Raw genomic sequence first — 21,563 nt, forward strand, 5'->3', positions numbered from 1 at the left:
GCTAGAGGCAGCTCGCCATCAGAACTACGGCATGGGCGCTGATCCCTTCCTCGCGGCCGGTGTAGCCCATCTTTTCCGTGGTGCTGGCCTTGAGGTTGATGGCCGCAGGTTCAACCCGGCAGGCCTCGGCGAGAATCTTCTGCATGGCCGGAAAATGAGGGGTAAGTTTGGGCCGTTCCGCCACCACGGTGATGTCGGCGTTGTTGAGGCGGAAATGTTGTGTCGCAGCCAAGTCGATTACATGCGCAAGCAACTTGATGCTGGAGATTCCCTTGTACTGCGGGTCGCTGTCCGGGAAATGGCGGCCGATATCACCTGCGCCGATAGCGCCCAGAATGGCATCGCACAGGGCGTGGGTGAGGACATCGGCGTCCGAATGACCCAGCAAGCCGAGGGTGTGGGGAATTTCCAGGCCGCCCAGGATCAATGGTCTTTCTGCGACCAGGCAGTGGGCGTCAAAGCCATGGCCTATCCGTATTTGCTGGGATGGTTGTGTTTTCATGAGGAGCGCCTCTGCCATGAGCAGATCATCCGGGCGGGTGATCTTGAGGTTGGTTTCCGAGCCTTCGACCACCATGACCGGCCAGCCGCCGTGCTCAAGAAGGGAGGCCTCGTCGGTGCCGACAAAACCGTCCTGGTCAGCCCTGGCAAAGGCCTCTTTCAGAAGGTCGGCGCGGACCACCTGGGGGGTTTGCGCCTGCCAGAGGGATTCGCGTTCCACGGTGTGGCGGATGGAGGTGTCCGTGGCCACCGCCTTGAGGGTGTCTTTCACCGGCACAGCCAGGATGGCTGCGCCATGGGTTGCCGCGGCCTCAAGGCAACGCTGGATGTCTGCGGGGGCGATGAGGGGCCGGGCACCGTCGTGCACCGCCACCAAGGGGGAATCCGCCGCCACTTGGGCCAGGCCGATGCGCACCGAGTCCTGGCGGAGTTTGCCGCCGCTGACCACCGTGCAGCGGTCGTCAAGCTGGTAACGGACCAGAAGGGCGCAGGTCAGCTCCCGGGACTCCGCCGGGGCCACCACGATAATGGCCCCGATGGCGGGAACCTGACGGAAGGCGCGGATGGTGTGGATCAGGATGGGAACGCCGAGCAGTTCGCTGAACTGCTTGGGGGTGGAGGTTCCCATGCGTAACCCTGCGCCGCCTGCGGCAATGATCGCTGTTGCTGTCTGCATATGAGAGATAAAAAAGGGGAGTGGGCTATAAGCCGGATTCTGTACCCTTTTGCAAGGGCCATGATCATTTCTCTATGGATGCCGGTTGCCCGGCATCTCTTGCAACCTACCCGGAAGCTTCGGGCGGGCCGCCCTCAAATGCTTCCCTATTTGGTTTTGCTCCAGGAGGGGTTTGCCGTGCCTTCCGTGTCGCCACGCAAGCGGTGGGCTCTTACCCCACCTTTTCACCCTTACCGGTTGCCCGGCGGTCTGTTTTCTGTGGCACTTTCCTCGGGGTCGCCCCCAGTTCGTGTTACGAACCTCCTTGCCCTGCGGAGTCCGGACTTTCCTCTGGCGGCAAGAACCGCCAGCGACCATGCACCCACTCCCCACACTGACACAACTATAAGCAGGACCGGAAAAGGTCAAGGGTTTTCAACGGCTTGCCCCTTTTCAATCCTGCGGTTCTTCTCTCATTGGTAACCGGTTGCCCCTATTCTTCCTCGGTCTCGACCTCGTGGAACATGATGCGGTGACAGGTGGGGCAGGAAATGAGTTTGTCTTCCTTCATCAGATCATTATACAGTTGCGGCGGGATGTTCATGAAGCAGCCCCGGCAGACGCCGCCGGTCACCGGGACAATGGCCAGGCCGTTGCGCTTGTCGCGGATGGCGGTGTATTTTTTGAGAAGACTGGCGGATACGCCGCTCGCCTTGCTTTCGCGGGTTTTCAGGATCTTGCTTTTTTCCGCGGTGAATTGGCTGGTTTTTTTCTCCACCGCGGCGATGTCATCGGCCAGCATCTTCTCATCCTCGGCGCAGATCTTATTTTCTTCCTCGATTTGGGCGGTCAAGGCTTCGATCTGTTCCATGAGCTGGACCACCGCCTCTTCCCGTTGCGTGTTTGCTTTCTTGCCGTCTTCCGTTTCCTTGAGAATGCTCTGATATTCGCGGTTGGTCTGGACATTCATCAGTTTTGCCTGCCGGTCTTTGATCCGGACCTGCTCATCTTCGAGTTCCGCTTCCAGCTCCCGGCGGCGTTGTTCGTTGGCGGCGATTTTTGCGGTCAACTGGACAAGGGTGTCCTTGTGGCCGTCAAGACTGGCGCGGCGGTTTTCAATTTCGGCGGAACCGGCCGCAATTTCCTTGTCCAAGGTGCTGATTTTTTGATCAATGGCCTGGAGTTCCCTGAGATGCGAGATGTTTGCTTTCAATTGTGCTTCCTCAATGGTTCTATTGGTTGACAGAATCTGGGTTTGTTATCGTCTAAGACAACCCATTGCATGGGATTGTCTTGCTGGGCGGTGGTGGTAATGGTCGGGGTAAAGCCTTTGTTCGCGCAGGATTTTTTTAGCATCTCCGCCAAGACCGGCACGATGAGGTTTTCGGTCGGGTAATGGCCCGCGTCAATCACGCAGAATCCTGCACCCTCGGCCCAACGGGCCACACTGTGTTTTACCTCGCCGGTGATATAGACCTGCGCCCCCATGCGCCAGGCGGTTTCGGCCAGATCGGAGCCGCTGCCGCCGCAGAGGGCCACGCGGTGGATGGTTTCCGGCAGCACGCCGGCAAGCTGTATGCCCGGGGCAGCAAGGGCGGTCAGCAGGAGGTGCAGGAATTGGTCGGAGGAGAGGGGGGCGGGCAGGGTGCCGATTTTGCCAAAGCCGGGGCTCTGGCTTGGTGTGGCAGGATCTTGGCCGGCGAGCGGCCGGGTGTCGCGCAGGCCAAGTTTCTCCGCCAGGGCGTTGCTGACCCCGGCGGCGACAAGATCGAGGTTGGTGTGGCAGGCAATGAGGGAAAGATCGTTACTCAGGGCTGTTTTGAGGAGGCGGCCCATGGAGGTGTTGCTGGGGATTGTTTTCAGGGGATGGAAGATCAGGGGGTGGTGGGTGAGGATGGTGTTCAGTTTCTGGGCGAGGGCTTCGTGGATGAGCGCCTCGGTCGGATCGAGTCCGATCAGAATCCCGTTGACCTGCTGGTCCGGATCCCCCACCATGAGCCCGACGTTGTCCCATGGTTCAGCCATGGCAAACGGGGCAATGGTATCGAGGATCGAGAGAAGTGTGGTGGTGGAAAATGTTTCTTCCTGCATCCCTTGTTGGTGTCCGTGGGTAACCTAAGATAAAAAAAAGGCGCTAACCGTGTGTGGTCGCACCTTGTGTCCGGAACCCTGCCTTGGCCTTGCCAAAACATGTCCCTGGATAGATTGATTTATGTTGCGTGTACAATACATTCCTGCTCTGTCGGTTCCGGCTTGGGGTGGTGGGCCTACCTGGATTCGAACCAGGGACCGACCGGTTATGAGCCGGTGGCTCTAGCCAGTTGAGCTATAGGCCCATATCTCTAACGAAGAATGAATCACATAAAATAGCCGATACGTCAGGATTGTCAATACTATTTGTGGCTGGCGCGAGGATGCTCCGTGGGGAAGAAAAGAGGCGCGGCCCCGATACGCCATGGATTTACCCGCCATGGCGTATCGGGAAGCAGGAATTATCCGGCCAGTACGGTCGCCTTGAAGGTCTCGAAGCCGACCCTGTCCAGGAATCTGCCCATGCGCTCGCCCTTCTTGCCGTTTTCCTTGAAATAGGTGATGATTCGGGCGCAGGTGGCCAGGGCTTCTTCGCTGGAAAGGTCTTCGCAGAGGGTAACCCCGATTCTGGCCTTAGAGGCGGCGTTGCCCCCGACCAGAATGGTCCAGCCCTTGGCCTTGCCCACCAACCCCAGATCCTTTACCGAGGTTTCGGCGCATTGGTTGGGGCAGCCGGATACCCCCATCTTCATCTTGCCGGGCAGTTCGAGACCGTGGTAGCGGGTGTCCAGTTCCGTGCCCATGGTCAAGGCGTCCTGCTGGCCAAGGCGGCAAAGGGTGTTGCCGGGGCAGGCCTTGATGCTGCGGACACAGAGGCCGATGGCTGCCCCGGGATTCATGCCCAGATCCTGCCAGGCTTGGTCGATATCCTCCTCTCTGAGGCCGACCATGGCGATGCGGGCCGCGCTGGTGATCTTGAGGGCGGCGGTTTGGTATTTTTCCGCCACATCGGCAATTTTTCGCAGTTGCGCCGGGGTGATGAGGCCGAGTGGGAGATGGGGGACAATGGCATATGTTTTTTTGTCGCGTTGCAGTACTGCCCCTTTTTCGCCGTCGTTCAACATGGGTTGCTCCTTGGAAAATGTTTGGCAATAAAAAAAGAAAGGGCTCAGCAGGTGAGCCCTTTTGGTGTCTGTGTTACATTGGGGACAGGACGATTTGCCTAATTGTGGCGAGATATATCCCCTGGCGCAGATCAAGAACATGTGTGGTCAATGCCTGAGCTTGGCTAAGGGCAAAGAGGCCGGATTACGCCGGCACGTTAATTTTTTTAAAAATAATGGTTTCCTTGGAAAAGTCAACAGCCATCCAGTGAGAGATGTGGGCGGTCATTTTCGTAACTTTTTCACAGGGCATTCGTGAAGTTTTTTGGGGGGAGTGCAATGGAGGTATCTTTTGTTTTTTTTCTGGCAGGGGCGGGACTGGTCGGGTTGTGCTGCGGCGGGATATTGGCCTGGCTGCTGATGCAGGGCCGTTTGGCAGGGCAACGCGGACTGGCCGATGAGCGGGTGCAACTGCGGGAGGACCAGCTTGTTGATCTCGAGCGGCGGTTGGCGGCCGGAGAGGAGGAACGGGCCGGGCTGCGGCGGGAAAACGGAATGTTGCAGGCCAAGGCTGCGGAGCTTGCGGCAAGGCTTGAGGCGGAGCAGCGGCAACTCCAGGAAAAACAGGAGCTGTTGCAGGAAGCCAGGCTGGAGTTGGCCAACGCCTTCAAGGCTATTTCCGCCGACATCTTTCAAAGCAACAGCCAGCGCTTTCTGGAGCTTGCCCAGCAGACCCTGGCGAAGTTTCAGGAAAGGGGCATGGCCGACATGGAGACCAGAAAGCACTCCATTCAGGAGTTGCTCCTGCCCATGCATGAATCCCTGAAAAAGGTCGATGATCAGATCCGGCAGGTGGAAAAAGAACGGGTCGAGGCGTACGCCGGGCTGACCGAGCAGGTCAAATCCCTGGCCACCAGTCAGGTCAGGCTCCACGGGGAAACGGCCAATCTGGTCAACGCCCTGCGGAAACCCTCGGTGCGTGGCCGGTGGGGAGAGATGCAGCTGCGGCGGGTGGTCGAGATGGCCGGGATGGTGGAGTATTGCGATTTTGTCGAGCAGGGGTCGGTGGACACCGAATCCGGCAAGTTGAGGCCGGACCTGATTGTCCGGTTGCCCAACGGGAGGAATATCGTGGTTGATTCCAAGACCGCCTTGTCCGCCTATCTTGAGGCCATGGAGGCGGAGGATGACCAGACCCGCCAGGAGCGGCTCAAGGAGCACGCCCGGCAGGTGCGCACCCATTTGGGTCAGCTGGCCAGCAAGTCTTACTGGGAGCAGTTCGGGCCTTCGCCGGAATTTGTGGTTCTTTTCCTGCCCGGAGAGAATTTTTTCAGCGCCGCCCTGGAGCAGGACCCGCAATTGATCGAATACGGGGTGGCGCAAAAGGTCATCCTTGCCACGCCCACCACCCTGATCGCCCTGTTGCGGGCAGTTTCCTACGGCTGGCGGCAGGAAAAGATCGCCGAGCACGCCCAGGTTATCGGCGAACTTGGGCGCACCCTTTATGAGCGGCTTGGGGTGTTGGGCGACCATTTTCACGACATGCGCAAGGGGCTGGACCGGGCGGTGGAATCGTACAACCGGGCAGTGGGCTCCTTTGAGGGGCGGGTGTTGGTCACCGCCCGGAAGTTGCAGGACATCGATCCGGCTCTGGCCAAGGATATTGCGCCCATGGAGCCCCTGCACAAGATCCCGCGGCCTCCTCTGGCGCCGGAAAGCGAATAGGTTGTTTTACCTATGCGGCCAATGGTTGCCGGGGTGTGGTCGCAAAGTTTTCCTTGCCGGAAGCATACCCCTTTCGTATAATCAGCCGATTGTATCGCAGGCAAGATGGTGCCTGTTCACTCAAAGCGTAGAAGGAGATGTATCCCCATGAAATTAGGCATTAACGGCCTGGGTCGGATCGGTAAGCTTTCACTCTGGCATCATGTTTCCCGCAAGCATTTTTCCGAGATTGTGGTCAACGTGGGTCGGCAGGTGGGCACCGGGCTTCAGGATATCGCCAGCTCCATTGACCGGGACAGCTCCTACGGGCGGCTCGGCATGTACCTCCATGGCTGCAAGGGAGGATGCCGGGTTATTGAAAACCTCAATGACGCGGACGGCACCATGACCATCAACGGGGTGCCGGTCAAGATCCTGCGTGAGGCCAGGAATCCGGCCGGGATTCAGTGGAAGGAAAACGGGGTGCGGCTGGTCGTTGACACCACCGGCGCTTTTACCGATCCCACCGCGGACGCCGACAGTCCCAAGGGCGCTTTGCGGGGCCATGTTCAGGCCGGAGCCGAAAAAGTGCTCCTCTCCGCCCCCTTTAAAATCAAGAACAAAGGCGTGGAGATGCCCGCCGATGCCGTAACCACGGTGATGGGCATCAACGACGGCGATTTCAATCCGTCTCAGCACACCCTGATTTCCGCGGCCTCCTGTACCACCACCTGTCTCTCCTTCATGATCAAGCCCCTGCTCGATCATTTTGGTGCGGACCGATTTTTGAGCGCTTCCATGGTCACGGTCCATGCCGCCACCGGCAGTCAGCAGGTGCTTGACCGGTTGCCCAATGCCGGGGCCACCGATCTTCGCAAAAGTCGCAGCATCTTTAACAATATCATCCTGACCACCACCGGCGCGGCAAAGGCCCTGCCCCTGGTCATCCCGGAGATGAAGAGCATCGGCTTCATCGCCGAGTCGGTGCGGATTCCCACCAATACCGGCTCTCTGATTGTCCTGGTGCTCAACCTCCAGGATGAGAGTATGGAAAACCCCATCAAACGGAAGCTGGTGAATTCCATCTATCGGGATTATGCCAAGAACAGCGCGTATCTGGAATACAGCGAGGAACAGCACGTTTCCACGGATATCATCGGCCTGCCTTTTGCCGCCGCGGTTATCGAGGGCTCGGAGACCCACACCCGCACGGGCAGCCTCAAAGTGAATCTGGCCAAGCTCGGTTGTAACATTGGCCCCACCACCCTGGAAGTGCCGGTGACCCAGGCGGTGGTGTATGCTTGGTACGACAACGAGCTGGGCAGCTATACCAATGTGCTGGGTGACCGGACCGTTTCCATTGCCGAACAGATGATCTAGTTAAGGTAAGACACAGGTGAAAGGTGAAAGGCCCAAGGAGAAACGTGAGCCTTCAGCCTCGTCCCCTGTGCCTTGCGCCTTTTCCGTTCGGGCCATGACCGGTGCTGATCTCGACGCGGTGGTTGCCATCGAATCCGAAAATCCTGCACCGTGGACAGCCGGACAGCTGGCCAGTGAGCGTGACCAGGAAGGCGGCTGGCAGTTCGTTGCCGAATCCGGCGCTTCCGGGCAGGTGTGCGGCTTTGTCTGTGGCCGGAGCTTCGTTGGGGAAGGTGAGTTGCTGAAAATCGCGGTGGGTCGGGAATACCGGCGGCAGGGGATAGCGGTGCAGCTTGTGGCGCACACCCTGCGCTATCTGGCGGAGCAAGGGGTGGAGCGCTGTTTCTTGGAACTGCGCGCCGCCAATCTTCCGGCTCTGGCCTTGTATGAACGGTTCGGCTTTTGCCGGGTGGGGTTGAGGAAAAATTACTACGCCTCGCCGCTGGAAGATGCGATACTCATGGAAAAGATAATTTCCGCAGTGCATTAACAAACTTTGCGAAAGGAACACCCCCCATGAAGAATATCCGGGATCTTGACATCAAGGGAAAGAAGCTGCTCATCCGGGTTGATTTCAACGTGCCCCTGGATGAACAACTGAACATCACCGACGATATCCGGATCCGCGGGGTTTTGCCCACCCTCAACTACGCCCTGGATGAAAATGCCAAGGTCATTATCTGCTCGCATCTGGGACGGCCCAAGGGAGAGCGTAAACCTCAGTTCAGCCTGGCCCCTGCGGCCAAGCGTCTTTCCCGGCTGCTGAACAAGGAGGTCGTTCTGGCTCCAGATTGTATCGGTCCGGAAACCAAGGCCATTGTCGAGGCCATGCAGCCCGGCAGTGTGGTCCTCTTGGAAAATCTCCGCTTCCATGCGGAGGAACAGCAGAATGACGATGGGTTTGCCAGTCAGCTGGCCAGCCTTTGCGATATCTATATCAACGATGCTTTTGCCGTGGCGCATCGAGCCCATGCCTCCGTGGTGGGGGTGACCCAATTCGTCGAGCAGTGTGCGGCCGGTTTCCTGCTGCAAAAGGAGATGGATTATTTCCACCGCTCGGTGAGCGAGCCCATGCGGCCCTTGGTGGCCATCGTGGGCGGGGCCAAGGTCTCAAGCAAGCTCGGCGCCCTGGACAACCTCATGGACCGGGTGGACAAGATGATCATCGGCGGGGCCATGGCCAATACCTTCCTGAAAAGCATCGGCCATGACATGGGCAAGTCCAAGGTCGAGGATGAACTGCTCGATACGGCGCGGGAGTTGCTCAACAAGGCCAAGCGCCTTGGGGTCAAGCTCTATCTCCCGGTGGATTGCATCGTCGCGGACAGGTTTGAGGCCCGGGCCGAATCCAAGCGGGTAACGGTGCAGGAGGTGCCGGCCGACTGGATGGTGCTCGACATCGGCCCGGCCACCACGGTTCTTTTTTCCGAGGCCATGGAGACCGCCAAGACCATCATCTGGAATGGCCCCATGGGCGCTTTCGAGATGGACGCCTTTTCCCGAGGGACCATGGCCATGGTGCAGCATGTGGCCCGCTCCCACGCCCTGACCATTGTCGGCGGGGGCGACACCGATGTGGCGGTGCACAAGGCAGGGGAATCGAGCAACATCTCCTACATCTCCACGGGTGGCGGTGCCTTCCTCATGCTGATGGAAGGCAAGAAGCTACCTGGCGTCGAGGCCCTGGAAGCAAAGGAATGAATAAGGAGCAGTCCATGCAGCGCATCCCTTTGATTGCCGGGAACTGGAAGATGTATACCTCGCTTGCCGAGGCCAGAACTCTTGCCGGTGCTGTGGTCTCCGCCTGCAAGGGGTTGAGCGACCGAGAGGTCATGATCGCCCCGCCCTTTACCGCCCTGGCCACGGTGGCCGAGGTGGTGCGCGGCTCAGAGGTTCGGCTGGCGGCCCAGAATGTCTGCTGGGCAGAGCAAGGCGCCTTTACCGGGGAGATCGCCCCTGGCATGCTGCGGGAGCTGGGATGCACCATGGCCATTATCGGCCATTCGGAGCGAAGGCAAATCTTCGGGGAGACCGATGCGCTCATCAACCAGCGGGTGGCTGGGGCCCTGCGTTTTGGCATAATCCCGGTCCTCTGTTTTGGTGAAACCCTGGCCGAACGTGAGGCCGGGCAGACCATGGCCGTGCTTGAGCGTCAGGTCCGGGCCGGGCTGAGCGGCATTGTTGTGGTCGAGCCTAGCGGCCTGGTCCTTGCTTATGAGCCGGTCTGGGCCATCGGCACCGGCAAAACCGCCAGCGAGGAACAGGCCCAGGAAGCCCATGAATTCGTGCGGAATTTGCTGCTTACGATGTACGAGAAAAGTATTGCCCAGCAAATGAGAATACTGTATGGTGGCAGCGTCAATTCGGGGAATGTGGATGCCCTGTTGCGGCAGCCTGATATAGACGGGGCCTTGGTTGGCGGGGCATCGCTCAAGGCCGATTCCTTTGAACGCATCATCCACTTTCGGCAATAACGGTAACCAAGAAAGCATGACCACTTTACTGACCATTGTTCATGTAGTTGTCTGTCTGTTCCTTATCGTGATCGTGCTGTTGCAGCACGGCAAGGGCGCCAGTATGGGCGCGGCCTTCGGCGGCTCCAGCCAGACCGTGTTCGGCACGGAAGGCCCCTTGCCCCTGTTGAACAAGATCACGACCTGGGCTGCCATAGTTTTCATGCTGACCTCCATCTCCCTGGCTTACATGTCAACCAGGGTTGGCGATGGCTCGGTCATGAAAGAAGTCGCCCCCATTGCCGAGCCGCAAAGCACGCCGATCCCGTTGCCTTCGGCGGACGGAGCCGCTCCTCAAGCCCCGGCGCAGGGTAAGTAGCCGTTTTATGTTATTTTATTTGAAAATAAGGATTGCCGGAGTGGTGGAATTGGTAGACACGCAGGCTTGAGGTGTCTGTGGGGCGACCCATGCCGGTTCGAGTCCGGCCTTCGGTACCATATTTATAAAAGGCCCTGTAACCGAAAACGGTTGCGGGGCCTTTCTTTTTTTCTGGCTTCCGTCCTCCCGCAGCGAATAAGCCACCGGCAAAGGGAGCAACGCCCGAGGATATCATCCCCATGGGCGATGGCTTTGAAGATTTTTAGGCAGCGACCCCGTATTTTTTCAGTATTGTGTTCGGCAGGGAAATACCGCACCATGGCCAAGAGCCCCGGCCGAGCGTGAGCATCATCCCTTGCTGCTTTTTATACTACCCCCAATCCTGATGTTCAGGTTTTGGTCGGGGCTTTTTCTGAAAATCAACGGCAGTCCATAAAAAAAGGCGGAGCGCTGGTAGCGTTCCGCCTTTTTTGTCAGTGAATCAAAACAGATCAGACAGTCAGGTCGTTGCGCACCGTCTTGCGCGGGCCTCCGTGTCCTGACGTGCTCCAGTCCCGGATCGGGGCGATGGCCGTTAGGCCTTCCTTATTGTCGATGCGGACCAGTTTGTCGTGGATGGACTGCCAGATGCAGGGCACGTCCTTGTGGATCTCGCAGCGTCCGCCCACCGAACCGCCGCAGGGGCCGTTCATCAGGCTCTTGGCGCAGCGGGCCACCGGGCAGAGGCCGCCGGTGAGGTGGAGGATGCAGTTGCCGCAACCGGCGCATTGCTCGCTCCACACCCCCTGTTCGGCAGAACCGCCGAAGGAGGAGGTGTTTACCCCCGGATATACCTTGGCCATGGGCCGCAGATTGGCGATGAAGTTGACCCCGACCCCGCAGGCCATGGAAACGATGGCGTCGTACTGGCCGTCCCACTGGTCGATGGAGTCGATGTACTCCTTGTCGCACTGGCGGACCAGGGTGGCCTCGATGGTTGAAACCTCCTGGCCAGCCTTCTGCTTGCCCAACCGGATCAGGGAGGCCAGAATCTCCACCTCGCGTTCGCCCCCGGCGGAACAGATCGTTACGCAGCCACGGCAACCCAGAACTAGGATGCGCTTGGCATCCTTCACCATGTCCATGATTTCATTGATGGGTTTTCTCTCGGCAATAATCATTTCGCGCCTCCCTGAAACGGGCTCGGGCCCAAGGTGGTAATCCGTGCATCCATCTCCTGGGCGGCCTTGACAAAGTCGGGGTGGAAGCCGCGCTCCAGGTGATACATCTCAATGCGTTCCGGTTCAACCCCGAGCTCGGCCAGGGCCTTCTTGATCGCCGCAACCCGCTTCGCGGCCCGCTGGCTGCCCATGAGGTTGTGGCATTTGTCCAACGGGCATCCGGCCACGTAGACGCCGTCCGCGCCATCTTCAAAGGCCTTGAGCAGGGTGCTGACCTCGAGCTTGCCGGTGCAGACCAAGCGGTGGATGGTCACGTTTTTGGGGAAGCCGTCGGTCAGCAATCCTTCCGGCCCTTCGGCCAGGGTCTGCTGGGAGGTGTAATGGCAACAGAATGCTTGGATATTGGGGGTAAAGGACATTGGGTTCACCGTGCTACTTATTTGTGCCGCAGGCGGCGATCAGTCGCTCGTCCTCGGACTCGTTTAAGCGGATGGCCTGGGCCGGACACTCGGAGGGGCAGATGCCGCAGCCCCGACACTCCTGGGGATCAATGGCAGCCTTGCCCTGGTCGTCGATCTTAGGAATCCGCCAGGGGCAGACCCGGACACAGGTGAGGCAGGAGACGCAGAGATCGCGTTCCACCCAAGCGGCTTTGCCCTTGTCCAGCAGATCCTGGGCCGTGATATAGCCGGCTTTCATGGCCAGCTGGCGCAGGGCGACCATAATCTCGGCAAAGCGGACGTCCTGGGGGCAGACAAAGATGCAGCTGCGGCACCGGGAGCAGAACCAGAGCAGCTCGGATTTGAGCAACGCGTCTTTTAGCCCCATCCGGATCATGTGGATGATCTTGCGGGGGTCGAAGTCGGGAATTGCCTGACTTACCGGGCAGATACCGCTACAGGCGCCGCAGGAAAAACAGCGGTTCAGGAACTCGCCTCCCGGAATCGCCGTTACCTCGGCGCTGAAGGCCGAATTGATATCCTTGCTGGAGATTGCCATAACAAAGCCTCATATGAAGATATGAAACCCGGCAATGGGTGCCGGGTAATTTTTTCTCTCCGGTTGGTCCGGGTTATAACCCGTTGAACCAAAACAGCGTCGGGAACTGTAGCATAAAAAATAGCCCCGCCCAATAGGTATATCTACCAGAATAAGCGGTTTTTCGGGGGTCGGTTCGGCGCAAATGCTCTCTGTTCCCTACACCAGAAAGCGGAATTCTCCCTTGCCCAGCAAATCTTGAAGATGGAGCACGCCCGCCAGTTTGCCGTTGCGATCGGTTACGGCCAGAAAGGTGATTTCGTGGCGCTGCATGATGCTGAGGGCGTCGGCGGCCAGGAGCTCGGTGGTGATGGCTTTGGGCGCCTTGGTTATGGTCTCCGCCAGGGTGAGGCCGCTCAGGTCGCCGCCTTTTTGGCTGATAAATCGGCGAAGATCACCGTCGGTCAGGATGCCGGTGATGGTTTCGTCCTGCATGACCAGGACCGCGCCCAGGTTTTTGGCGTTCAGCTCGGCAATGGCCTCGGGCAGGGTGGCGGTTTGGTCCACCTTGGGGATCGCCGTGCCGGTGAGCATGACCTCGGCCACATTGACCTTCAGCCGCTCCCCAAGGCTGCCGGCCGGGTGGTTGCGCCGGAAATCGCTCTCCTTGAATTGCTTGAGGTTCAAGAGGACCACGGCCAGGGCGTCGCCCATGGCCAAGGATGCGGTGGTGCTGGCTGTGGGCGCCAACCCCATTGGGCAGGCCTCCCGCGGCACCGCGACCTTGAGCACCGCGTCGGCACTCTGGGCCAGGCTGGAGGAGGGGTTGCCGGTCATGGCGATGATTTTGGCCCCGCGTTTCTTGAGGTTGGGGAGCAGAAGGCTGAGTTCCGCGGTTTCGCCGCTGTAGGAGATGGCCAGGATGACGTCCTGGGGATCCACCATGCCCAGGTCGCCGTGCATGGCCTCCACCGGGTGGAGGAAGAGGGCGGGGGTTCCGGTGCTGTTCATGGTGGCGGCGATTTTCTGGCCGATGATCCCCGACTTGCCGATGCCGGTGATCACCACCCGGGCAGGGCAGGCCATGATCATGGCCACAGCTTTTTCAAAATCGCTGTCGATCTGGTCGAGCAGGGCAATGATGCCTTCCGCTTCAATTCTGAGAACTTCCTTGGCCTGTTCAATGCTCATTGGTCTGAGGATTCCTATTTTTTGCCCGTGGACTGGCAAGCGTTCCTGGTGCCAAGGAGAAGCTTGCAGAAATCCTTGTCCGGTTCCACGGGATAATTCCCGTCAAAGCAAGCCTTGCAATAGCCGTCCGGCGGGCCGCCGCAGGCTTCCAGCAACCCCTCAAGGCTGAGGTAGTAAAGGGAATCAAGGCCCAGATAATCGCGGATCTCGTCAACGGTTTTCTTGTTGGCGATGAGCTCGCCGCCGGAGGGAAAGTCGATCCCGTAATAGCAAGGATTCCGGGTGGGCGGGCAGCTGATCAGCATGTGGATTTCTTTTACCCCGGCTTCGCGCAGGGATTTGACCCTGGAGCGGCCGGTGGTGCCCCGGATGATGGAGTCGTCCAGGATGATGACCCGTTTGCCCTGCAGAAAGGAACGGATGGGGTTCAGCTTGACCCGCACCGAAAAATCGCGCATGGACTGGGTGGGTTGGATAAAGGTGCGGCCCACGTAATGGTTGCGGATCACCGCCATTTCCAGCGGGATGCCCGAGGCCTGGGAAAAGCCGATGGCGGCGTAATTGCCGGAGTCGGGAAAGGGCATGACGAAATCCGCATCAATTTTGCATTCGCGGGCCAGGATCGCGCCCATGCGCTTGCGACTCTGGTAAACGTTTATGCCGAAGATGTCGCTGTCGGGCCGGGCAAAATAGACCTGTTCGAAGATGCAGAAACTGCGGCGCTGGCTGGTGTCGAGCTGGAGGGAGCGTTGGCCGTCGCGGTCGATGATCAGGATTTCGCCGGGCTCGATGTCGCGGACATACTGGGCCTCGACCAGGTCGAGGGCGCAGGTTTCCGAGGCGACGATGAAGCCGCCGTTGTTGAGTTTGCCCAGGCAGAGCGGCCGGAAGCCTCCGGCATCGCGCACGGCGATGAGCTTGTCTTCGGTCATGAGCAGGATGGAGTAGGCGCCCTTGATGCTCTCGAAGGTGTCGATGAGCGCCTTGTCCAGGCCAAGATGGGAGCAGCGGGCGAGCAAATGGACCACCACCTCGCTGTCCATGGTGGACTGGAAGATGGAGCCCTTTTTCTCCAGCTCGTTGCGCAGGGAGCGGATATTGACCAGGTTGCCGTTGTGGGCCACGGCCACGGTGCAGCCCTGGTGGGTGGCGGTGAACGGCTGAGCGTTGACGATATTGGAGGCGCCGGTGGTTGAGTAGCGGACATGGCCCACGGTGAGGTGGCCTTTCAGTCCTTGCAGGTCATCCTCGCTGAAAACATCGTGCACCAACCCCATTCCCTTGTGCTGGGAGATATGGCTGCCGTCGCTGGCCACGATCCCGGCGCTTTCCTGGCCGCGATGCTGGAGGGCATAGAGGCCGAAGTAGGTGAGCTTGGCTGCGTCTTCATGGCCGAAAATTCCGCAAACGCCGCATTCGTCCTTGGGGCGTGATGCGTCTGAGTATGTCATGGCGTTTTGTCCCTTGTGATGTACTTGTCGTCCATCCGGAAAAAAGGAGAAAATATACATCCTTTTATATGGATGGGAAATGTTTTTTATTTCGTAACCGTTCAGCAGCGCCACATCTGCTTCGGAGTCTCGCAGGCTCGCTTACCTGTCATCGGCCTGCTCGTCTGCGAGAGCACACTTCGCGGGCCTCTTTCGCGCATCTGCGGCAGCAGCAAAGCGGCGCTGCTGAACGGTTACGTTTCTCAGGTAGAGGGGTTTTCCTTTTTCTGCCCGGTTCCGCTTTCGGAGGCCCGGCCTGCCCCGGCGTGGTCTAAGCCCCGGAAAAAATTGAGCCAGGAGGAGGTGTTGTTGAGCGCCCAGTTGCGCGGGGGGACAAAGCCATGCTGCATGGATTCCGGCAATCCCCGGGCGGCGAGGCGTTCGTAGATTCGGACATAGAGGCAGCGTTTTTTGCCGGGATACACCTCGCACCAGCCGTCGCGGCTGCCGCCGCAGGGGCCGTTCAGCAGGTATTTGGCGCAGCCCGATTGCGGGCAGACAAAGGCGAGGTCGCCCAGGGTGCAGTCCCCACAGTTCTGACAGCCGAAGAGGAGAAACTTGGTTACATATTCCAGGTGGGAAAGCCCGTTGTCCAGCCTGCCGCCTTCCAAGGCGAGACAGATTTTTTTGCACACCGGATAGAGCGGCGCTTCCTGGGTAAAGGCCAGGTTATGGACCATCCTGGCCATCCGGTAGTTGACCTGCAAGCCTGCTGGTCCTTCTGCGCGGGGGGCGAGCTCGCCGGTGTTGAGGCCGCTTTTCTCGTCTTTTTTGTAAAGATAAAAGCCGTCCTCATGCCAGTAGCCCATCTCCGGTATCAGCGCTTGCCAGTTTCCGGCAAGGGAATCGGCGGTGGTGAGGAGATAGTTGATGTTGTCATAGGTGAGCCCAGGTCCGCCGAGATGGGCGCCTGCGTAACCCAACCCCTTGAGGATGGCCAGCAGCTTCGCCCCCCGCAGCAGCCGGGCCTGTTTTCCCTTGTCCGGGCTTGTTGCCTCGCGGCGGATTTCACCGTACAGCGCATCGGTGATGACGCAGCCGGGGATTTTTCCGGTGTGCATGAGGGTGGCGACCGTGAGGTTGGGGACAAAGACATTGCCCAATACCGGCAGGTTCAGGTGACTCTGCCGGACATACTGGAGCAATTCGTGGAACTTGCGGGCATCGTAGCCGACTTGGGTGATGATATAGTCCGCGCCCCGCTCGGTCTTGCGGTGGAGCTTGGCGTACTGCATCAGCAGCTCGGCCTCCAGCCGTTTGAAGGGGGAGAGGGCCACGCCCATGAGAAACGAGGTGGGCTGGATGGCGCCGCGGCCCCGGTCCGGACCGTAGTTTCCTTGGTTCATCCGGGAGATGAGATCCAGAACATGCACCGAGCCGAGGTCAAAGACCGGTTTTGGGCAGCCCTGGTAGCCTTCCTGGGGATAATCGCCGGTGATCACCAGCAAGTCGCGGATGCCCAGGCGGTCCCAGGCAAAGAGCAGGCTTTCCATCTGGTTGCGGTTCTTGTCCTTGCTGGAAAAATGGACAATCACGTCAAGCCCCATTTTTTGGATCTCGCAGCCCAGGACTTCCGGGGACAAGGCGGCCTGGCCGCCGGCATTTTCGGTGATGCTCACCGCCTGGATGCGCGGGTCGCGGGCCAGCTTGTCGGCCAGTTCCAGGGTGCGGTCGTGTTCCCGGCTGTGCCCGCCCCGGCTGGGCACCAATTCGAGGGTGATGGTGAATTGTTCGGGATTAGAAAGCGATTGCCGGAAAGGGGATTTTGTCTCAGCCTGCATGGGAATAGGTATCCGGGGGTATGATTTTTTTCTTGCTCATCAGGGGAATGCAAGTAACCATACCCATTATTTATTAAAAAGGAAACAGCCGGGCTGGGAGCTGAGAGCTGATGACCGAGGGCTAAGGTATGGGGCAGGAGACGTTCTGGCGCCAGGCAGCCGGGGTTTTTGACGAGCGGGCCGCGGAATATGATGGCTGGTTTGAGAACAGTCTGCTCTTTGCCATTGAGCGGGCAGCCCTGCAAGAGCTGGTCACGCCGCTGCTGGATCCGAAGCTGGAGATCGGTGTTGGTCCGGGCCGCTTTGCCGAGGCTTTGGGCGTGGCGTTTGGGATCGACCCGGCCCTGGCCCCGCTGGCTTTTGCCGGAAAACGGGGGGTGCGGGTGAGCCAGGCGGTGGGGGAGGCTCTGCCCTATGCCGGGCAGAGCATGCAGACGGTGCTGCTGCTCTTCACCTTCTGTTTTCTCGTCGATCCCCGCCCGGTGCTATGGGAGTGCCGGAGGGTGCTCAAGCCCGGCGGGCATCTGGTGCTGGGGCTCATTGTGGCCGCCAGCCCTTGGGGGAGAATGCTCCAGCAAAAAAAAGAGGCTGGGCATCCGTTCTACCAACAGGCCCGATTTTATGAGCCGGACGAGGTGGAACAATGCTTAATCGAGTGCGGGTTTGTCGTGGAGGAAAGACGCTCCAGCCTGATCCAGCCGCCGGAGGCCTTGCGGGAGATGGAACACTCCCAGGCCGGGTTGGTCAGTCAGGCGGGTTTTGCGGTTCTGGTCGCGGAGCAGGTTCCGTGAGCCAGTTTTTCCGTTCCCGCAGGAACTCGGCGGCGAGAAAGGCCGCACCGCTGACGATGATTCCCGCAACGGTGATCGCCGCCAGCCAGGCGTGGGAATTTTTTCTCCGGCGCTGTGTTACTGGGGGCAAGTCTCGCCGGCAATACCGGCAGACCAGGGCCAGGCCGTGGATGTCTTCCTTGCAGAATGGGCAGATTCGTGTACGCATGCCGATTACCTTATAGCGACTGCTTGGTGGTTGTCAAGAATGAGGTGCGGCTCTTTTTAGCTTTTGTTCCTCTGCCCCGGATGAAGGCGGGAGAGCACAAGATTTTCCTTGTCAGCGCAGGGTTCCCTTTGTAAGATAAGCCAAATATACTCTGAATACAATTATCCCCATGAAATACAAGGAGAAAATTATGGCGAGCGACAAGGTTATCCAGGTTTCCGACGGTGATTTCGGCGCAAAGGCCCTGCAGTCAGAGGTTCCCTTTCTCTTGGATTTTTGGGCGCCTTGGTGTGGTCCCTGTAAAGCGATTGGTCCGGTGATCGACGAGCTGGCCGCCGAGTTTGAAGGCAAGCTCAAGGTCGGGAAGATGAATGTCGATGATAACCCCGTCACCCCCGGCAAATACGGGATTCGGGCCATTCCCACCCTGATCCTTTTCAAGGGCGGGGAGGTTATCGATCAGGTGACCGGCGCGGTGGGCAAACAGCAGCTCAAGGCCATGATCGAAAAGGCTTTATAGGCTCTGGTGTTACTGGGATGGCTTCGAGGTCCGGTTCTTGTGCGCCGGGCCTTTTCTCTTTTTGCTGAAATGGATGAGCGGGACATGATTTTTTCAAAACAGAATCGTCGATTTTTTCGGGCCTGTGTCCTGGCTCTTGTCATGATGACCTTAGCCACCGGACTCAGCGGGTGCGCGACCCTTGACACCATGCTGGGCTGGGTGGGCTTTGGCTCTAGTGGAGCGCCGGAAACTCCGGAAGCACTGGCCATGGAGGGGATGAACGATTTTAACCGCGGAAAATACAGCGCGGCTTTGAAGCGTTTCGTGGAGATAAAAGACAGGTTTCCCTTCAGCGAGGTGGCCCTGCTGGCCGAGTTGAAGGCCGCTGATTCCAATTATTACATGGACAAGTTCAGCGAGGCCAAGACCATGTACGAAGAGTTTGAGGCCAATCATCCGACCAACGAGGCTGTCCCCTATGTTCTGTTCCAGGTCGGCATGTGTTATTATTCGCAGATCGGCACCACTGACCGGGATCCTGGCAACGCCCAGAATGCGGTGCAGGCCTTTGATCGCTTGAATCGTTCTTTTCCCAAATCGCCCTATTTTGTCGAGGCCTCGGCCAGGACCAAGGCTGCCAAGGATTTTCTGGCCCAGCACGAGTTTTCCGTCGCCACCTTTTATGTGCGGACCGATGAAGACAAGCAGGCCCAGGGGCGGCTTGAGTATCTGCTTGCCAACTATCCTGAGTCCAGCGTCAAGCCCCAGGCCACAGAGTTGTTGGCCCAGCTGAAGTCCGGCAAGGGCATCGAGAAAACCTGGCGTCGGTTTGTGCCCACGCTTTCTCTGCCAGACTGGCAGTCCTTTACCTCTGCCTTCGGGATCATGCCCGGCGGTAGCGGCGGGGCAGCCAAGGAATAGGTGTCCGGCTTACATGCTGTTTATTCTGATGGGCCTTCCCGGTGTTTGCGGGTAAGGCCCATTGTTGTTTAGTCCCTCGCCGTTACATTGCTGCTTCCTTGCTCTTCTTGAATTTCTTGTCGTAGCGTTCCTGTTCGCTATAGATGCAGCCGCAGTACGGCTGCCGGTAAAGCCCCATCTCAAGGCTGGCGTCGATTCCTTCCTGCCAGCCGACCCGAAAATCCTCGTAGTAAAATGGTACCCCGAATTCTGCCGCCAGCTCTTCGCCCAGGGCGCGGATGGTTTCGTGGCGCTGGTAGCGGCTGTACAGCAGGGTGGTGCTGAAGGCGTCCGCCCCGATCGCCAAAGCCTTTCTCGCCGTTGCTTCAAGGCGCATCCGGTAGCAGAGCGGGCAGCGGTCCTCTTCGTGAAACACCACCTGGCGCAGGTATTCCTTAAGGCCGTATTCCCGTTCGTATTCTACGGGCAAGGCCATCCGCTGCGCCAGATCTTCTACGGTGGTGATCCGTTGGCGGAATTCCCGGTAGGGATGGATGTTGGGGTTGTGGAAATAGCCCCGCACGGTCATCCCCTGCTCTCGCAAGGTAGCAAGGGGATAGATGGTGCAGGGACCGCAGCAGAGGTGCAGGAGAACGGTCATCTTCCGGCCTAAGCCTTGCTGAGTTTGAACTGGCGGGGGCTGATATTGAGCTTGGCGATCTTGTAGTTGATGATTCTGAGGCTGGTGTCCAGCAGCTGGGCGGCCTTGGTCTGGTTGCCCTGGCTCTTTTTCAGGCTGTCGATGATCAGCTCCCGCTCAAAATTCTCCACTGCCGCAGCAAAGGAAACCGGATTGCGCTCGCTCACCGATTCCGAGGTTTGCAGCGACGGCGGCAGGTGGTAGCTCTTGATCGAATCCTCGTCGCAGATCAGTACCGCCCGCTCAATGCAGTTTTGCAGCTCCCGCACATTGCCTGGCCAGTGGTATTGGACCAGCAGGTCGATGGCCGGGGTGGAGATGCGGCGGATCTGTTTGGAGTTTTCCTCGTTGTACTTCTGGAGGAAGAACTCGGCCAGGAGCAAGATGTCGGTGCGTCGTTCCCGCAGGGGCGGCAGGTAGATGGGGAAGACGTTGAGCCGGTAGTAGAGGTCTTCCCGGAAGGAGCCTTCTTCCACGGCCTTTTCTAAATCCTTATTGGTGGCGGTGATCAACCGGACGTTGCATTTGATGGGGGCGATGCCGCCCAACCGCTGGAATTCGCGGTCTTGAACCACGTTGAGCAGCTTGATCTGCACGGCCTGGCTCAGTTCGCCGATTTCGTCAAGGAACAGGGTGCCGCCTTCGGCCAGCTCAAAGCGGCCCTTCTTGGCGATCTGCGCCCCGGTAAAGGCCCCTTTTTCGTGGCCGAACAGCTCACTTTCCAGCAGGGTTTCCGGCAGGGCCGAGCAGTTGACCGCCACGAACGGCGCCTTGGCCCGTTTGCTGTTGTGGTGGATGGCCTTGGCCACCATGGTCTTGCCGGTGCCGGATTCGCCGCGGAGCAGGATGGTGGCGTTGGAGTCCGCCACCCGGTGGATCATCTCGAACACCTCCTGCATCCGGTTCGAGTTGCTGACTATGCTGGCCACCCGGTATTTCTCCGAAAGTTCCCGCCGCAGCTGGGTGTTTTCCTGCACCAATCGTTCCCGTTCCTGATTCACCGCCTGGATGCGGACCACGGTCTGGGCGATGAGGCCGGAGAGCACGGTGAGAAACTGGAGATCCTTTTCAAAATCAATGCCCTCCTGGTAGTCGCGGTCCACGCTCAGGGCGCCGATGGTGTTGGCTCCGTGCTTGATGGGCACGCAGAGAAAGGAGAGGGCCTCCTGGTTTTTCTCTGCCCGGGCTCGGGTTTTGTTCAAAAAAAGCGGTTCCTGGCTGATCTGGGGCACCACAATGGGGGAGCCGCTGGCCACCACCCTCCCGGTGATGCCTTCGCCGAATTTATAGATCCCGCGCTTCCGGGCTTCCGCGGTCATGCCGGGGGCCACCTCGGTTTCGATCTGGCCGGTGAGCGGGTTGGCGATGGTCACCGCCCCGTTGCCCAGGTTGGTGCGTGCGGCCAGCACGGTGAGGCTTTCTTCCAGGCATTTGCGCAGGTCGTCCGATGAGGCCAGAGCCCTGGTTATCTCGTACAGGGTGGCCAGATCGATTGGCTCGCGGTTATTTTCAGGCATGGCTTCTCCCAGGTCTTTCTTACGGTTTGGTATGCATCGTTTTGTAAAGCGCAGGCCATTGTAACAAATTTGTCTGATATTGCATCTGAAAATGTGCAGG

Annotated in this window: 22 protein-coding genes, 2 tRNA genes and 1 other RNA gene; 10 read left to right on the plus strand and 15 right to left on the minus strand. The window is 59.0% G+C overall.

From position 1 onward, the window contains the following. Window position 1: 1 nt before the first annotated feature. The 6 genes from ispD to ACZ46D_RS00095 all read right to left on the minus strand — a co-directional run bounded on the left by ispD (window position 2) and on the right by ACZ46D_RS00095 (window position 4,311). Entirely contained in the window at window positions 2-1,177 is a 1,176-nt protein-coding gene (gene ispD / locus ACZ46D_RS00070; protein ID WP_464928003.1) for a 2-C-methyl-D-erythritol 4-phosphate cytidylyltransferase, read from the minus strand. 12 nt (window positions 1,178-1,189) lie between these two features. Next, window positions 1,190-1,546, minus strand: an RNA gene (rnpB, locus tag ACZ46D_RS00075) — RNase P RNA component class A. A 103-nt stretch (window positions 1,547-1,649) separates the two neighbouring features. Beyond that, the gene (locus ACZ46D_RS00080; protein ID WP_464928004.1) at window positions 1,650-2,369 is read right to left on the minus strand and encodes a zinc ribbon domain-containing protein; all 720 of its coding nucleotides are present in this window, start codon (window positions 2,367-2,369) and stop codon (window positions 1,650-1,652) included. Then, window positions 2,366-3,247, minus strand: a complete 882-nt coding sequence (locus tag ACZ46D_RS00085; protein ID WP_464928005.1) for a Nif3-like dinuclear metal center hexameric protein — start codon at window positions 3,245-3,247, stop codon at window positions 2,366-2,368. Before ACZ46D_RS00085 ends, ACZ46D_RS00080 begins: the two co-directional genes overlap by 4 nt. Before the next feature lie 168 nt (window positions 3,248-3,415). Next, a tRNA-Ile gene (locus ACZ46D_RS00090) sits at window positions 3,416-3,492 on the minus strand. Window positions 3,493-3,648: 156 nt separating this feature from the next. Next, window positions 3,649-4,311, minus strand: a complete 663-nt coding sequence (locus tag ACZ46D_RS00095; RefSeq protein ID WP_464928006.1) for an NAD(P)/FAD-dependent oxidoreductase — start codon at window positions 4,309-4,311, stop codon at window positions 3,649-3,651. 318 nt (window positions 4,312-4,629) lie between these two features. On the opposite strand from ACZ46D_RS00095, the gene ACZ46D_RS00100 reads away from it, so the two are divergent. The 7 genes from ACZ46D_RS00100 (at window position 4,630) to ACZ46D_RS00130 (ending at window position 10,364) form a co-directional block, all read left to right on the plus strand. Beyond that, a complete protein-coding gene (locus ACZ46D_RS00100) occupies window positions 4,630-6,015 on the plus strand; it encodes a DNA recombination protein RmuC (protein WP_464928007.1) in 1,386 nt (461 codons plus the stop codon). A gap of 147 nt (window positions 6,016-6,162) precedes the next feature. Beyond that, a complete protein-coding gene (locus ACZ46D_RS00105; RefSeq protein ID WP_464928008.1) occupies window positions 6,163-7,374 on the plus strand; it encodes a type I glyceraldehyde-3-phosphate dehydrogenase in 1,212 nt (403 codons plus the stop codon). A gap of 16 nt (window positions 7,375-7,390) precedes the next feature. After that, complete coding sequence (gene rimI, locus ACZ46D_RS00110) at window positions 7,391-7,903, plus strand: ribosomal protein S18-alanine N-acetyltransferase (RefSeq protein ID WP_464928009.1); 513 nt, start codon at window positions 7,391-7,393, stop codon at window positions 7,901-7,903. 26 nt (window positions 7,904-7,929) lie between these two features. Continuing rightward, a complete protein-coding gene (locus tag ACZ46D_RS00115; RefSeq protein WP_423125242.1) occupies window positions 7,930-9,114 on the plus strand; it encodes a phosphoglycerate kinase in 1,185 nt (394 codons plus the stop codon). Between the two features lie 14 nt (window positions 9,115-9,128). Then, on the plus strand, window positions 9,129-9,887 hold the full coding sequence (gene tpiA / locus ACZ46D_RS00120; protein WP_464928010.1) for a triose-phosphate isomerase: 759 nt from the start codon (window positions 9,129-9,131) through the stop codon (window positions 9,885-9,887). Between the two features lie 16 nt (window positions 9,888-9,903). Continuing rightward, complete coding sequence (gene secG / locus ACZ46D_RS00125; protein WP_464928011.1) at window positions 9,904-10,245, plus strand: preprotein translocase subunit SecG; 342 nt, start codon at window positions 9,904-9,906, stop codon at window positions 10,243-10,245. Between the two features lie 34 nt (window positions 10,246-10,279). Further along, window positions 10,280-10,364, plus strand: a tRNA-Leu gene (locus ACZ46D_RS00130). Between the two features lie 372 nt (window positions 10,365-10,736). On the opposite strand, the gene ACZ46D_RS00135 is transcribed toward ACZ46D_RS00130, so the two are convergent. From ACZ46D_RS00135 to ACZ46D_RS00160, 6 genes are all read right to left on the minus strand, one after another. After that, window positions 10,737-11,405, minus strand: a complete 669-nt coding sequence (locus ACZ46D_RS00135) for a methylenetetrahydrofolate reductase C-terminal domain-containing protein (protein WP_464928012.1) — start codon at window positions 11,403-11,405, stop codon at window positions 10,737-10,739. Then, window positions 11,402-11,824 (minus strand): hydrogenase iron-sulfur subunit, encoded by a 423-nt coding sequence (locus tag ACZ46D_RS00140; protein ID WP_464928013.1) that lies wholly within the window; start codon window positions 11,822-11,824, stop codon window positions 11,402-11,404. The genes ACZ46D_RS00135 and ACZ46D_RS00140 overlap by 4 nt, the downstream gene beginning before the upstream one ends. A gap of 13 nt (window positions 11,825-11,837) precedes the next feature. Beyond that, a complete protein-coding gene (locus ACZ46D_RS00145; RefSeq protein ID WP_464928014.1) occupies window positions 11,838-12,404 on the minus strand; it encodes a 4Fe-4S dicluster domain-containing protein in 567 nt (188 codons plus the stop codon). Window positions 12,405-12,602: 198 nt separating this feature from the next. Further along, window positions 12,603-13,574: a KpsF/GutQ family sugar-phosphate isomerase gene (locus ACZ46D_RS00150; protein ID WP_464928015.1), complete on the minus strand. Its 972-nt coding sequence runs from the start codon at window positions 13,572-13,574 to the stop codon at window positions 12,603-12,605. A 14-nt stretch (window positions 13,575-13,588) separates the two neighbouring features. Next, window positions 13,589-15,025, minus strand: coding sequence for an amidophosphoribosyltransferase (gene purF / locus ACZ46D_RS00155; RefSeq protein WP_464928016.1), 1,437 nt, complete (start codon window positions 15,023-15,025; stop codon window positions 13,589-13,591). 242 nt (window positions 15,026-15,267) lie between these two features. Next, window positions 15,268-16,845: a methylenetetrahydrofolate reductase C-terminal domain-containing protein gene (locus tag ACZ46D_RS00160; protein WP_464928017.1), complete on the minus strand. Its 1,578-nt coding sequence runs from the start codon at window positions 16,843-16,845 to the stop codon at window positions 15,268-15,270. Between the two features lie 128 nt (window positions 16,846-16,973). Between ACZ46D_RS00160 and ACZ46D_RS00165 the strand changes: the two genes are divergently transcribed. After that, window positions 16,974-17,636 carry a class I SAM-dependent methyltransferase gene (locus ACZ46D_RS00165; RefSeq protein WP_464928018.1) on the plus strand — a complete coding sequence of 221 codons (663 nt, stop codon included), beginning with the start codon at window positions 16,974-16,976 and terminating at the stop codon, window positions 17,634-17,636. Here ACZ46D_RS00165 and ACZ46D_RS00170 read toward each other — a convergent pair. Next, window positions 17,590-17,844, minus strand: a complete 255-nt coding sequence (locus ACZ46D_RS00170; protein WP_464928019.1) for a hypothetical protein — start codon at window positions 17,842-17,844, stop codon at window positions 17,590-17,592. The two genes, ACZ46D_RS00165 and ACZ46D_RS00170, sit on opposite strands and share 47 nt — an antisense overlap. A 190-nt stretch (window positions 17,845-18,034) precedes the next feature. Between ACZ46D_RS00170 and trxA the strand changes: the two genes are divergently transcribed. Next, window positions 18,035-18,364 (plus strand): thioredoxin, encoded by a 330-nt coding sequence (gene trxA / locus ACZ46D_RS00175; protein WP_464928020.1) that lies wholly within the window; start codon window positions 18,035-18,037, stop codon window positions 18,362-18,364. 84 nt (window positions 18,365-18,448) lie between these two features. Beyond that, complete coding sequence (locus tag ACZ46D_RS00180) at window positions 18,449-19,267, plus strand: outer membrane protein assembly factor BamD (protein WP_464928021.1); 819 nt, start codon at window positions 18,449-18,451, stop codon at window positions 19,265-19,267. 82 nt (window positions 19,268-19,349) lie between these two features. Here the strand turns inward: ACZ46D_RS00180 and ACZ46D_RS00185 are convergent, their stop codons facing one another. After that, a complete protein-coding gene (locus ACZ46D_RS00185; protein ID WP_464928022.1) occupies window positions 19,350-19,907 on the minus strand; it encodes an epoxyqueuosine reductase QueH in 558 nt (185 codons plus the stop codon). Window positions 19,908-19,915: 8 nt separating this feature from the next. Then, window positions 19,916-21,463: a sigma 54-interacting transcriptional regulator gene (locus ACZ46D_RS00190; protein ID WP_464928023.1), complete on the minus strand. Its 1,548-nt coding sequence runs from the start codon at window positions 21,461-21,463 to the stop codon at window positions 19,916-19,918. Window positions 21,464-21,563 lie beyond the last annotated feature (100 nt).

Source organism: Thiovibrio sp. Mzg5, assembly GCF_055379285.1.